At 68.7% G+C, this 14194-nt stretch carries 6 protein-coding genes; 3 read left to right on the forward strand and 3 right to left on the reverse strand.

Annotated elements, in window-relative coordinates; all coding sequences use genetic code 11:
- Positions 1–5: 5 nt before the first annotated feature.
- Both NMI01S_RS11325 and NMI01S_RS11330 read right to left on the reverse strand, forming a co-directional pair.
- Positions 6–782 (reverse strand): PaaI family thioesterase, encoded by a 777-nt coding sequence (locus NMI01S_RS11325; protein WP_062996329.1) that lies wholly within the window; start codon positions 780–782, stop codon positions 6–8.
- 84 nt (positions 783–866) lie between these two features.
- Entirely contained in the window at positions 867–1628 is a 762-nt protein-coding gene (locus NMI01S_RS11330; RefSeq protein ID WP_062996331.1) for an enoyl-CoA hydratase, read from the reverse strand.
- A 506-nt stretch (positions 1629–2134) separates the two neighbouring features.
- Here NMI01S_RS11330 and NMI01S_RS11335 point away from each other — a divergent pair.
- Together NMI01S_RS11335 and NMI01S_RS11340 are read left to right on the forward strand one after the other, a co-directional pair.
- Positions 2135–9394 (forward strand): non-ribosomal peptide synthetase, encoded by a 7260-nt coding sequence (locus NMI01S_RS11335; RefSeq protein ID WP_063920711.1) that lies wholly within the window; start codon positions 2135–2137, stop codon positions 9392–9394.
- A 35-nt stretch (positions 9395–9429) separates the two neighbouring features.
- On the forward strand, positions 9430–11946 hold the full coding sequence (locus NMI01S_RS11340) for an FAD-dependent monooxygenase (protein WP_062996335.1): 2517 nt from the start codon (positions 9430–9432) through the stop codon (positions 11944–11946).
- Here the strand turns inward: NMI01S_RS11340 and NMI01S_RS11345 are convergent.
- Positions 11900–12505 (reverse strand): TetR/AcrR family transcriptional regulator, encoded by a 606-nt coding sequence (locus tag NMI01S_RS11345; RefSeq protein WP_062996339.1) that lies wholly within the window; start codon positions 12503–12505, stop codon positions 11900–11902. The two genes, NMI01S_RS11340 and NMI01S_RS11345, sit on opposite strands and share 47 nt — an antisense overlap.
- A gap of 122 nt (positions 12506–12627) precedes the next feature.
- Between NMI01S_RS11345 and NMI01S_RS11350 the strand changes: the two genes are divergently transcribed.
- Positions 12628–14103, forward strand: coding sequence for an MFS transporter (locus NMI01S_RS11350; RefSeq protein ID WP_062996341.1), 1476 nt, complete (start codon positions 12628–12630; stop codon positions 14101–14103).
- Positions 14104–14194: the final 91 nt, after the last annotated feature.

Here is a 14194-nt window from a genome sequence, read left to right on the forward strand (position 1 = left end):
CGGAGCTAGGTCGCGACACCGAAGGTGCGGGCGGTGGCGACGGCGGCGAGACGGTCGTCGCTGCCGGTGTCCCGCAGCTCGACCCGACCGACGCCGCCCCGCACCGTCGCGGTGGCCGTCACCGGACCCACCTTGGCCGGTTGCAGATAACGCAGGCCGAGGAAGCCGAGGCTGTCACCGGGCGCGAGCGACAGCACGGCTTCCTCGGCCGCGACGGCGATGAGACCGCCGTTGACGCTGCCCGCCGCGTTGAGCACGTCGTCGGTGCGCGGGAGGACGGCCACGCCGGGACGCACCCGTTCGCAGCCCAGGCGTTCGGCCAGGGGAGTGGTGAGCCGGTCGCGCCCGGCCGGCATATCGAGGCTGAGTGCGCGGGGAAGTTGCAGGTCCGGGTCGGGTGCGACCATGAAGGACGCACCGGCCAAGGCCAGCGGTTCGCCGTCGACGGCGAAGTCGATCTCGGCCACGAAGACCGACCGGCCCACCTTCACGGTGCGGCCGATCGCCTCGAGGTGCCCGGCCGCGGGCGCGGGCCGGTAGAGGTGAACGTCGAGTTCGAGGGTCACCGGAACCCGCGGATGCGTTACCAGCGACGCCAGCAGCCCGGCGACGGTATCGGCCCAGGTGGCGAGGATGGAGGTGCGCAGATGCGCGGTTCCCGGCGCATGCAGTTCCGGCACGATGGTCGCGCCACCGTGCACCTCGTCGCCGGCGCGCCGGGTGGCGAAGCCGAGTTCGAGCAGCACATGGCGGCGCGGGGACAGTCTGCTTTCGACACTCACGGCATCTCCTCCGGTCCGGTGCGTCCCGGCAGGGCCACACACGAGCGGATTGATTCTACTGCAAAGAGAATCACATTCTCGCAGCTATCGCGGGGCGCTGATGCGCGCCTTCATCGCCGCGAGCCGGGCGGCGAATTCCTCGGAATCCAGCGATGCCACCTGCGGGACGATCTCCGCGTCGACGGCCTCGGCATGCGAGTCCAGTGTGCGCGTGTGGCGCATGGTGCGTTTGGTGGTGATCAGCAGCTCGCGCGGTGCCTCGGCCGCGCCGGCCGCCAATTCGACCGCGGCGGAAACCAAGTCGTCGTGGTCGCCGAGCACGACACGATGCACCAGGCCCGCACTGTGTGCCGCGTCGGCATCGAGGATCTCGCCCAGCAGCGTCATGGCCGCAGCCCGCTGCGCACCGACGGCGCGCTGCAACATCCACGTCATGCCGCCGCCCGGATGGATGCCCAGCCGCAGGAATCGCGCATCGAACCGGGCGCGCGGCCCGGCGAGGCGCACATCCGCGGCCAGGGCCAGATTCAGTCCCGCGCCGACCGCGGGCCCGCCCACCGCGGCGACGGTGGGCAGCGAACACTCGGCCACGGCGAGGAATCCGGCGTAGATGGCCCGCAGTCCCTGCTCCGCCGCCTCGCCCAGTGCACTGAGGTCGGCGCCCGCGCAGAATGCCGGGGGAGCCCCGGTGATCACCACCGCGTGCACGCCGGGATCGGCCTCCGCCTCGGTGATCGCCGCCGCCAGCTGCTCGGACAGCGCGACTGTCAACGCATTTCGGCGCTGGGGGTCCGATACCGTCACCACCGCGACCGTATCGCGCCGCTCCACCGTGATCTCCGCCATGGCGTCATCGTAAGGGAGTGTGCGGCGGCACACCCGCTCGCCGGCAGCGCTGCTGATCCGAAAGGGTCGGTCCGCGCATTTTCCGGCGCATCACATGAACGACCGGAAAAGCAGATCGAAACGCTTTACCGGAATTCGAGTAGTAGGCAGGTGCGTGCATTGTCGAAATTAGAATCCGACTCGTACTTTTGTATATAAGACTTTAGGGCATGGCACCTTGGGGCAATATCGCGCGGCCCGGGCATTGCTGTAACCGCAGGTGTGAAATATCCTGCACTGCAACGCAGTCCGGCCGAGCGCCGGCGGACCGGCATTGACACACCATCTGCGCCGGATTACTTTGGTCATCAATACAAGCGAGCGCTTGGTCGTTGCAGTGTCGCAACGTGAATGCTCGATGTGAGCATATTCGTCGAGCGTATTCGTTCGGAACCCGGATCACCATATCTCTGCGCTGGATCGGTTCGGATTTCGTCCTATTCACCTGCTCCATCCGGGGGTTGTTCATGTCTGTTCCCGTGCGTGTGCCGCTCACCGCTTATCAGCGCGATATCTGGTCGATCGTCGAACTCCATCCGGGCCTGCCCACTTATCTCTGCTGTGCGGTGTGGCACCTGAATTTTCCGGTCGACCTCGCGGAGCTGGTGGCGGCGGCGCAGCGCACCCTGGCAAGGAACGACGGCCTCCGGTTGCGGTACGGCGTCCTCGACGGCGTTCCCTATCAGGAGCTGTCGGCCGATTGGACCCCGCCGGTGGTCGTGCTCGACGTCGCAGACGATGCCGACCCGGAATCGTCTGCGCAGCAACACATTCACGAAATCACCCGGGCGCCGATCGATGTGACCGGCCCGGAACCATTCCGTTTCGCCATCCTTCGCGCCGGCGATACTTCCTGCTACCTGGTCGCCGCCGCTCACCACCTGATGGTCGACGCCACCGGTCTGCGCAACCTCCGCGCCGAGCTGCTGACCGACTACGCAGCGACCACCGGGACCGGGAACCGGCCCGAGCTGCCGGGCTCCTCCTTCGTCGAGTGTCTGGCCTATGAACGCGATTACCGAGCGAGTGAGCAGTACCGCCTCGATCGCGACGCTCTCGTAGCCCGATTGCGTGGTGTCACCCCGGCGCTGTTCGACCGTCGGCACGACACCGACGAACTCTCTCCGATCCGCACCCGCGGATTCACTCTCGATCGGGCACTGGTCGATCGCGCCCGGGCGGCCGGCATCTCCCTGTACCCGTACCTGTGCGCCATGCTCGGGGTCTATCTCTCGCGGGTGCTGCGGACCGAGGAGGTCGTTCTCGGCGTCCCGTTCAGCAATCGCAACAATCCGGCCGAGCTGGCCGCCGTCGGAAACTTCGCCAACACCCTCCCCCTGCCGATCCGGATCACCGCTCACCGCACGGTCGCCGAGCTGGTCGAGGCGGTGAAAGCCGATGTGCGCCAGATGAAGCAGCATCAGCGTTATCCACTCGGCGACCTGGTGGCCGAACTGCGCCGGGCCGGCGATCCGGTCCGTCAACTGTTCGACGTGACCGTTTCCTACCTGCGGCTGCCGGCCAATCTCAGCCGGGTCGAGGGACTCGAACCGGTGGCTCAACAATCGGTGTCGGCCTCCTTCGCGGATTCCGCGTCGTCGAACTGGCAGGGCTACAGCCCCAACACGTTGGCCTGGACGATCATGGAGGTGGACGATGACGGCCCGCTCCGAATCCGCCTGGACCACGCCGCGGACGTCTTCGACGCCGACTACACCATCGAGTCCGTCGTCGCCGGGCTGACCACGCTGCTGGAGGCCGGAATAGCCGCGCCCGACGCCGACCCCGCAGCGCTGCCGGTGGTGCCTGCCGCCGCCGCCGACGTGCTGATCGACCGGGACCGGGCCACCGCCCGTCCCTACGACCGGCAGGCGAGTGTGGTCGGTGCGGTGCTGGCGCAGGCCGAACGTATTCCGGACGCGGTGGCCCTGTGCACGGCCGACACCTATCTCACCTATCGCCGGCTCGCCGATCGCACGGTGGCGCTCTCGCTGCTGTTGCGCGAGAACGGTGTCCGCACCGGGGATCCGATCGCCGTCATGCTCGAGCGCGGGCCGGACATGGTGATCGCGATCCTGGCGGCCATGCACGCGGGGGCCGCCTATGTTCCGATCGACCCCGGCTACCCGGCCGAGCGGGTCGAGTATCTGCTCACCGACAGTGCCGCCGTCGTCGTGCTGACCGACGCCGCCGGTGCGGCGGCAATCCCGTACGCCGCTGCCCCGGTGCTGACCTCCGACCGCTGGCCGGCCGGTGTCGCACTGCCCGGACCGCGCCCCGAACCGGTGCCCGGCGGCACCGACCTGGCCTATCTGATCTACACCTCCGGCTCCACCGGCAAGCCGAAAGGCGTGGCCGTCGAGCATCATTCGGTGATCAACCGGCTGAGCTGGATGCAGCGCCGGTACCCGCTCGGACCGTCGGATGTGATTTTGCAGAAGACGCCGTCCTCGTTCGACGTGTCGGTGTGGGAACTGTTCTGGTGGGGGCTCGCCGGTGCGCGGGTGGCGCTGTTGCGACCCGGTGGTGAAAAGGATCCGAGCGACATCCTCGGCGCCATCGGCGATTTCGGTGTCACGGTGCTGCATTTCGTGCCGTCGATGCTCACGCCGTTGCTGGACCTGCTGGAATCCGACGCATCCCTGGTGTTCCGGGCGGCCGGGCTGCGTATCGCGTTCTGTAGTGGCGAAGCGCTGCTGCCGCATCAGGTTTCCCGGTGGAACCGGACCTTCGCCGGGCTCGGTGCCCACGCCCCGCGGCTGGTCAATCTCTACGGCCCGACCGAGGCGACCGTCGACGTCTCCTACTACGACTGCCCCACCGATCCCGAGCTGCCGATAACGCGGGTACCGCTCGGCCGCCCGATCGACAACACCCGGCTGTATGTCCTCGGGGCCGGCGATCAACCGCAGCCGGTGGGGGTGCCGGGCGAACTGTGCGTCGCGGGCGCGGGTGTCGCGCGCGGGTACCACAACCGCCCGGAGTTGAGCGCGGAGAAGTTCGTCGCCGACCCGTTCCACCCGGGTGAACGGATGTACCGAACCGGCGATCTGGCCCGGTGGCTGGCCCACGGTGAACTCGAGTACCTCGGCCGGATCGACCGGCAAGTGAAGATCCGCGGAAATCGGGTGGAGCTGGGCGAGGTCGAGAACGCGCTGGCGATGTTGCCCGGCATCTCGGCCGCGGCGGTCATCGACCTGCACTCGGCCCATCGCGGTCGATATCTGGCCGCCTACTGTGTGCCCCAAGACGTGTTCGATCCCGCCGCGCTGCGTGCCGGACTCGCGAAAACACTGCCCGCGTTCATGATTCCGGCCGAATACATCGCGGTCGCGGCGATTCCGCTGACCCCCAGCGGGAAGACCGACCGTTCCGCGCTGACCGCCGTCCGCCCCGGCCGGGAAGCCGTCGCGCACCGTGCGCCACGGACCCGGGTGGAGAAGCAGCTCGCGCACGTGTGGAGCGAGGTGTTCGACCGCGACTCGGTCTCGGTGACCGATAACTTCTACGACCTGGGTGGCGATTCCATCCTGTTGCTGCGGGTGCGAGCCCGCGCCCAGGCGCGCGGACTGTTGTTCAGCGCGCGTGATCTCGCCGAGTCGCCCACCATCGCCGAACTGGCGGACCGCGTCCATGTCGGGGCGGCCGCCACCACGGCGGTCACTCCGTTCGAGCTCGTGGCGGTGATCGACCGCGCCGGGCTCGGCCATGTGGTCGACGCCTATCCGCTGACCAAGCTGCAGCTGGGCATGCTGTTCCACAGTCGCGAACGCGCCGGATCACCGCTCTACCAAGACGTTTTCCGGTATTCGCTGCGGATGGACTGGCATGAGCCGGCCTGGCGGACCGCGCTGGCACAGGCCGTCGCCCGGCATCCGATGCTGCGTACCTCATTCGATCCGGCCTCCTATTCCGAGCCGCTGCAACTGGTGCACCCGCAGCTGGAACCGCCGTTGACGATCGCCGACCTGCGGGCGGTCGAATCCGAAGCGGCCGACGCGATCGTGGCCGACCACATCGCCCACCACCGCTGGGAGCCGTACCGCTTCGAGCGGCCCGGCCTGTTCCATGTCGCGGTCTTCCGGCGTGCCGACCGGATCGATCTGGTGCTGTCGTTCCACCACGCGATCCTCGACGGCTGGAGCGTTTCCACACTGCTGTCGGAATTGCTGGGCGACTATCGCGCGCTCGCCACCGGCTCCGGTTCGGCTGCCGGGTCCGACCTGCCGTCGTTTGCCGAATATGTGCGCGCGGAACAGAATTCGATCAGCGACCCGGCCGATCGGCGGTACTGGCAGCAACTGCTGGCCGGTGCGGAATCCACCCGCATCCCTGGCATGCGCCCGCACGTCACGGCCGACCCCGCTCCGGCCGAACCGGGCCGGGCGGACTCGCCGGCGAGCGCCCGCCTGTCCCGGTCGGTGTCGATTCCCGCGGCGCTCCGGGCGCGCGTCGACGAGGTGGCCGCCGCCATGCACCTGCCCCTCAAGACCGTGCTGCTGGCCGCACACCTGTGCACCGTGGGCCTGCTGTCCGGGCGGACCGACGTCACCACGGGGGTCGTCACCCATGGCCGCCCCGAGCTGCTCGAGGCTGAACGCATGATCGGACTGTTCCTCAATACGGTGCCGTTCCGGTTGGACTTCGGCGGCCGCAGCCCGCACGAGATCTTGACCGCCCTGTTCGATCAGGAGCGCAACAGCGCGCCGCACAGGCGTTTTCCGCTCGCCGAAATCCAGCGCGACATCGGCGTGACGCTGGACACCGCCTTCAACTACATCCATTTCCATGCCTTCGGTGCGGCCGTGCGGTCCCTGGACGTGGAACTGCTCGACGTCGACATCCGCGAGGACACCAATTTCGCGCTGCTGCTGAACGCGGCGCGAAGCCCCGCCGATGGCAGCCTGTCGTTACGCATCGACGGCGATCCCGCCCTCTACACCCCCGATCAGCTGACCATGATCGGTGACACCTACCTGTCGGTACTGTCGCGGCTCACCGGCGATCCCACTGTCTCGGTCGCCTTCACCTCGCGCACGCCGGCTTCGGCTCCGGTCCCGCGCGGCGATACCGCGACCACCGTGATGGACCTGTTCGATGCGTGCGTGGCGCGTATGCCGGACGCGATCGCGGTCGAATTCGGTTCACACACCACGAGTTATGCCAGGCTGGCGGAAGTGTCGGGCCGGATCGCCGCGGCACTGGTGGCGCGCGGAGCGCGACCGGGCGACCGGATCGCGCTCACGATGGACCGCTCGATCGAGCTGGTAGCGGCGGTGTTGGGCATTGCCAAAGCCGGCGCGGCGTGCGTTCCCCTGGACCCGAGCTATCCTGCCTCGCGTCTGCACGCCATGCTGGAACAGGCCCGCCCGTTCGCGGTGATCATCGGCTCGGGTGAGGAAACGCCGGTGCCGCAACAGTATTCGCGAATTATTCTGGGCGATCTGATGGACTCGCCGGTCTCGGCGGACCTGCCGGCCGTCGACCCGTCCGCGACCGCATACGTGCTGTTCACCTCCGGCTCGACCGGTGCTCCGAAAGGTGTGGTCATGCCGCATCGAGCGCTGGCGAATCTGATCGGCGGCCAGCTCGCGGCTCCCAGCGGCCTGCTGCCCGAAACCGGACGAGCCCCGGCCACAACACAATTCGCGCCACTGTCTTTCGATGTCTCTTTCCAGGAGGTCTATTCCACGCTGTGCGGTGGCGGGCGGCTCATCATGCTCACCGAGCAACAGCGCCGCGATCTGCCCGCGCTGCCCGGTCTGCTGACCGCCACCGGCGCCGAGCGGGTGTATCTGCCCTACGTCGCCTTGCAGCAACTGGCCGAGGCCGCGGCCCGGCTGGGCACCGCACCGGCCGGACTGCGGGTGATCATCTCCTCAGGCGAACAGCTGCGGGTGACCGACGAGATCCGCGCCCTGTGTGCCGCGGGCTCCGGTGTCGTCCTGGAGAACCAATACGGGCCGACCGAAACTCACGTGGCGACCCGCTACACCATGACCGGCGACCCGGCTCGGTTCCCCGTGCTGCCGCCGATCGGCACCGCGATCGACAATGCCGAGATCCTGGTCCTGGACGAGAACATGCTCCCGGTACCCGACGGCGTGCCCGGCGAGATCCACCTCGGCGGGCTCTGCCTCGCCGACGGCTATCTCGGTCGGCCGGAGCTCACCGCCGCCGCATTCCGGCCGGATCCTCGCGCGGAGGGCGCGCGGCTCTACCGCACCGGTGATATCGGCCGCCGGCTGCCCGGCGGCGAGGTGGTCGCCGACGGCCGCCGCGGGGGTCAGGTCAAGATTCGCGGTCATCGGGTGGAACCGATGGAGGTGGAGCTGGCGCTGCGCCGGGTCACCGCAGCGCTGCCGGGCATCACCGAGGTGGCGGTCGTGGCGCACGACGGTATCGCTGGTTCGAGTGCGCATACCCAGCTGGTGGGGTTCTTGGTCGGTTCGCGCGCCGGGGTGAACGAGGCGGGCGTTCTCGCCGCGTTGCGGGAATGGCTGCCCGAGTACATGATCCCGAGCCGTCTGGTGTGGCTGGACGCGTTGCCGGCGACCCCCAGCGGGAAGCGTGCCGACGCGGTGCTGGCCACCATGGCGTTGCCTGCCGTGGAACTGGGCGGTCGAGTGCCGCCGCGCACGCCCGTCGAGTCGGCGGTGGCCGAGCTCATGGCCGACACTCTCGGTCTGACCGACATCGGGGTCCACGACGACTTCTTCGCCCTGGGCGGGAACTCGCTGACCGCCGTGCGGCTGATCGTGTCCATCGAGCAGCGATACGGTGTGGCGTTGCCGGTGTCGGCACTGGCGACCGGTCCCACGGTGGCTGCGCTGGCCGAGCATCTGCGTGAACACCCGGATACCGGTTTCGACCCGCTGGTCCCGCTGCGCGACGGTGACGGCGCGCCGCTGTTCCTCGCGCCTCCGATCGGCGGAAACGTGCTGTGTTATGTGGAATTGGCCCAACAGCTACCCGCGGGACGGCCGGTCTACGGTCTGCAGGCCGCGGGTCTGCGGCCGGGCAGCACCGTGGCCGCCTCGATGCCGGAGATCGCGCGCGGCTACATCGAGGCGATCCGCCGAGTGCAACCGGAGGGCCCTTATCACCTGGGCGGCTGGTCGCTGGGCGGCATGATGGCCTTCGAGATGGCCCAGCAGCTGACGCGAGCCGGCCACGAGGTGGACACGCTGGTGCTGATCGACGCCATGACCGTTCGGCACGGCGACCCGCTCCCGGTGGCCGAGCGCAGACTGCAGGAGTTCTTCCTGTGGGAACTGCTGCTGCTGGCCCGTGGCGCGGACGCGGCGGTGGTGGCGATCCCCGCCGAGCTCGAAACCGACGATCAGGTCTTCGATTTCATGCTCGCCACCGCCGTCGAGGCGGGTGTGCTGCCGTCGGCCGGTTCCCGGGAACTAGTCCGGCGCCTGTTCGACGTCTTCGTCGGCAATTGGCGGGCATTCGTCGGCTATCGACCGCAGGCCTACGCCGGCACCATGACCCTGCTGCGCGCCACCGAGCCGCTGCCGCCGGTGCTGCGGCTGCGACACGATCGGGTCGGGACATTGCATCGGGATCCGACCAACGGCTGGGACACCTACGCCGCGGGTCGTCTCGAGGTGATCGCGGTGCCCGGGGACCATCTCACGCTGATTCAACCCCCACAGGTCGCCGAGGTCGCCGCCCAGCTCGCCCTGGTACTGGACCCCGCCGCTACACCCTCCGCATGACACCTCCGGATCCTCTTATCCAGCAAGGACATTCCGTGAATTCTTCTGTCAAGTCCGCGATAGTCGTCGGAGCCGGCATCGGTGGTCTCACCACCGCGGCGGCGCTGCGCCGGGCCGGCATCGACGTGGTGTTGTGCGAGCGCGGCCCGACCTTGCGCGCGGCCGGATTCGGGCTGTCGCTGCAGTCCAACGCGATGAACGCGCTGCGCACCCTGGACCTCGGCATCGACGAGGAACTGCTGCGAGTCGGCGGGCAGGCGTTGTCGGCCAGTTATCGCCGCCCGGACGGCTCGGTCATGCGCCGCGTCGATGTGGCGCCGACCGAGGCCCTGCTGGGCGCCCCGGCCGTGGTATTGGCCCGGCCCGATTTGCACGACGTCCTGCTGCGCGCCTGCGGCGACGATCTGCGGGTCGAACTGGACGCCGACGTGCTCGGATTCACCGAAACCGGCGACGCGGTCGAGGTGGAACTGGCCGACGGCCGCACGCTGAGCGCGGACGTGCTGATCGGTGCGGACGGCATCAACTCCGCGATTCGTGGCCGGTTGCACGGCCACTCGGCCCCGCGCCCCGGGGAATTCGTGTGCTGGCTCGCGCTGGCCCGGTTCGATCGCCGATTCGTCGAGGTGGGTGAGTCGGTCCAATACTGGGGCACCGGACAGCGGTTCGGTATCAGCGACCGCGGCGGGGGCCGCGTCTATTGGTGGGGCACGCAAACCACCACCGGCGAACTGGCCGCGGACTGGCCACACGGCAAGGACGACCTGCTGGCTCGGTTCGCGGACTGGGCGCCGGAAATTCGCGAAATCATCTCCGGCACACCGGAAGCCGATATCCTGGCGCTGCCCGCGCAGGACCGGCCCGTACTGCCGGCCTGGGGGAGCGGGCGAGTCACCTTGCTCGGCGACGCCGCCCATCCGATGCTGCCCAGCCTCGGCCAGGGCGCGAACGCCGCGATCGAGGACGCGATCGTGCTGGCACACGCACTGGCCACCCACGACGACGCCGAGACCGCGCTGCGGGTCTACGAGCGGCGACGGATTCCGCGCACCACCATGTTCGTCGACGAATCGCGCAAACTCGGCGAACTCGAGCAGACCGTCGACCCGGACCGCGTCGCGGCGCGCGACCGCTACATGTCGAGCGCGGACGGCCACACCCGCAGTCTCGAGCCGATGACCTGGCCGGGCCTGGGCGACCCGGACACCACCGCCGCGCTACCGCGTGCGCTGTCCGCCCTGGAACGCTGGCATTGGACCGTGGACCGGGTCGCTCCGCTGCACATCGTGTCCCGGGTGCGTGTCGCGGGAGATCTGACCGCCGATGCGGTGCGCACAGGTCTGGCCGCGCTGGCCCGGCGCCACCCGATGCTGCACGCCGCGGTGCGCAGTGACGAGAGCCGCGACCCACTGTTCGTGCCGTTCGCCGTACAGCCGATTCCGTTGCGGGAGGTCACATCCGGCGACTGGACCGCCCAGATCGACACCGAACTGCGGGAACGCTTCGCGGGCAGCACATCCGGATCGGGTGACGCGCCACTGCTGCGCGCCACGCTGGTCACCGTCGCGCCCGGTGTGCACGACTTGATCCTGACCTCGGTCTACACCATCGCGGACGCGGTGACGACACTGTCGTTCGCCCGCCAGGTGCTGGAGTTCGCCGCCGCCGGTACGACCGGCTGGGTGCCGGAGATTCCGGCTCCCGCCGCACCGGAAGACCTGCTGCCCGGGCAATTCCGGGATACCGACGGTCAGCGCGCGGCCCTGGGCCGCTCGATGGCGGCCGCCCAGGCCGATGAACGGCTGAACCTCGTGCGGTTGGCCGTCGAGGCCGAGGTGCGACCGGCGCAGCGTTTCACCAGAGCGACGCGCCGGGTGGTGGGCGGATCCGAGTATCGGGCGTTGCTGGCGGCCTGCCGCGAGCACGACGTGCTGCCGGAGAGTCTGGTGGCCGCCGCGCTCGCGCGGGCCGCCGCGGCGGATACCGGTGCGGCGCATGCGCATTACCCGATCGGCGTCTCGGTGCAGTTCCGGGAGCATCTGGACCCTCCGCTGGACGACACCCGCACCGGGGCGTACCAGGCGATGATCGCCGTCCCCACCGCCGCCGGGCCGCCGCTGTGGGAGGCAGCGGCCGGCTTCGAAAGCGAATTCGCCGCGCGGGTGCGGCAACGCCGGCATCTCGGGGGCCTGCTCGGGATCGCGCACATGATGCCCGAGACGCCGGACCGGGTGGACCGGGTCGTCGCGCAACTGGATGCCCGCGGCCCCGGCAATCTGTGCATGACGGTGGTGGACACCCGGAATTTCCCGGAGCGCATCGGCGAGTGGGAGGTCACCGGCGCCGAATTCGTCTCCGGTATGTCGATCAGCGGTCTGCTGATGCTCACCGTCGGACTCGGATCGGACGAATTGTCGCTGCATCTGGGCTATGTCGAAGGGCTGCTGTCCGCCGCTCGCGCGCAGGCACTGGCCGATGCCCTCGTCGAGGCGCTGCGCAGCGTCGTCAGCGCCGGCCTGCCAGGCCGTCCCATGCCGACATCGCGGCAGTGACGACGGCATCCAGGTCGGCGCGGGTGGCACCGTCGCGGGCCTGGATCGACATGCCCTGCTGGACTGTGGTGTAGAAGGCGGCCATCGTGTCCACGGCCGCGTCGTCCGGAAGGTCGCCCTCCGCGACGGCGCGTCGCAGCCGGGCGGCGATCGCGGCCTGCATACCGCGCCGAAGGTCGGCGAGGTGCGCCCGGACATCCGGGCTCAGCGCGCTCCACGTGGTGGCCATCACGACCATACATCCCGGCGGAGTCGCGGGATCGGTGTAGAAATCGGCGCTCGTGGACAACATTTCGTCCACCGCCTCCCGGGCGCCGGGCGCGTGGTCGAGCGCCTGGCGCGCCGGACAGCCCGCGATCGAATCGTAGAGCTCGACAGCCTCACGGAAGAGTTGTTCCTTGGAACCGAAGCAGGCGTAGATACTGGGCGAGGCGATTCCCATCGCGGCCGTGAGGTCGGACATCGACGTCGCCTCGTACCCGTCGTTCCAGAACGCCATCATCGCCTGCCGCAGCGCGGCGTCGCGGTCGAAGCTCCGGGGACGACCACGCTCTCCCATCACCTACCACCTTCCCTGCTCACACGAAATATGTGTCGCCCGTTCAAGATATCTCTTGACGTGGCTTCCGAGGCGCTGCTACCTATTCTGTGTCAGCCGACAAAGAAATTGAGGACGCGGACATGACAACGGAACGTAACCCTTGGGGGGCGCTCGGCGCGCTGTGCGTGGGCTACTTCATGATCCTGCTGGACATGACGATCGTTGCGGTGGCGAACCCGGCGATCATGAACGGACTGCACACCGACATGTCCAAGGTGATCTGGGTGACCAGCGCCTACCTGCTCACCTTCGCGGTGCCGCTGCTCATCACCGGTCGCCTCGGCGACCGGTTCGGACCGAAATATCTCTACTTGGGGGGTCTGGCGGTTTTCACGCTGGCGTCGCTGTGGTGCGGCTGGGCGGGCAGCATCGGATCGCTGATCGCGGCGCGGGCTGTGCAAGGTCTCGGCGCGGCGTTGATGGCGCCACAGACGATGGCGGTGATCGGCCGGATTTTCCCGTGGGACAAGCGCGGTGCGGCGATGGGCGTATGGGGTGCGGTCGCGGGCATCGCGACGCTGGTCGGGCCGATCTTCGGCGGTGCGCTCATCGACAACGGCGGTTGGCAGTGGATCTTCTATGTCAACGTGCCGATCGGATTGATCGCGTTCGCGTTGGGCGCGTGGCTGATTCCGGTGCTGCCGACCAACCGTCACCGCTTCGACATCCCCGGAGTGATTGCCGTCGCGATCGGAATGACGGCGTTGGTGTTCGGTATCCAGCAGGGCAACAGCTATCACTGGGCGGGCTGGGTGTGGGGATTGATCGTCGGCGGTCTCGTGGTTCTCGCCTCGTTCCTGGTCTACCAGAGCCGGGCGACGATCGAACCGCTGGTGCCGCTGAGCCTGTTCCGCAACCGCAACTTCTCGCTCGGCAACGTCGCGACCGCGGCGCTGGCCGCCGCGACGACGGCACAGATGGTGCCGTCGTACTTCTATCTGCAGACCGTTCGTGATCTGTCCCCGACCCGGGCGGCGCTGGTATTCGCCCCGATGGCAGTCGTTTCCGGCGTCCTGTCGCCGGTTGTCGGCAAGCTCTCCGACAAGGTGCCGCCGCGCTATCTGCTGACATTCGGCTTCGCCGTGTTCACCGCGGCGGTGTTGTGGTTCGTCGGTCTCGCCACCCCGCACGGCTCCATCGCGTGGATGTGCGTGATGTCTGTGGTGTGCGGTATCGGCAGTTCCTGCATCTGGGCGCCGCTGCCGGCGACCGCGCTACGGAGCCTGCCGCTGGAGCGGATGGGTGCTGCTTCGGGCATCTACAACACCACCCGCCAGGTCGGCTCCGTGCTCGGTAGTGCCGGAATCGGGGCACTGCTGACCGCGCGCATGGCGGCGCATTCGCTGCCCACCTCGACCGGCGAAGCCGGCACCCTTCCCGACGCGGTCAAGGCGCCGTACTCCTCGGCCCTGACGGACTCCTTGTACCTCACAGTGATTCTGCTCGCGGTCTGCACCGTCGTTGCTGCGTTCTTCACCTCGACCGAGACGGCCGGTGCCGTGGCGTCGCCGGAGCCGGACGAGCAGGCGCGGGCCGACCTGACCGCTCGGAGCTAGCCGGTCCGACCCGGCGGATCCGGCCCGCGCCGAGAAGAGCCGCGACTTCTTCTTCCCTGCCCCGGGAATTCACGGCTGAACCAATTATGTT

This window comes from Nocardia mikamii NBRC 108933, from assembly GCF_001613505.1.
GTDB lineage: Bacteria > Actinomycetota > Actinomycetes > Mycobacteriales > Mycobacteriaceae > Nocardia > Nocardia mikamii.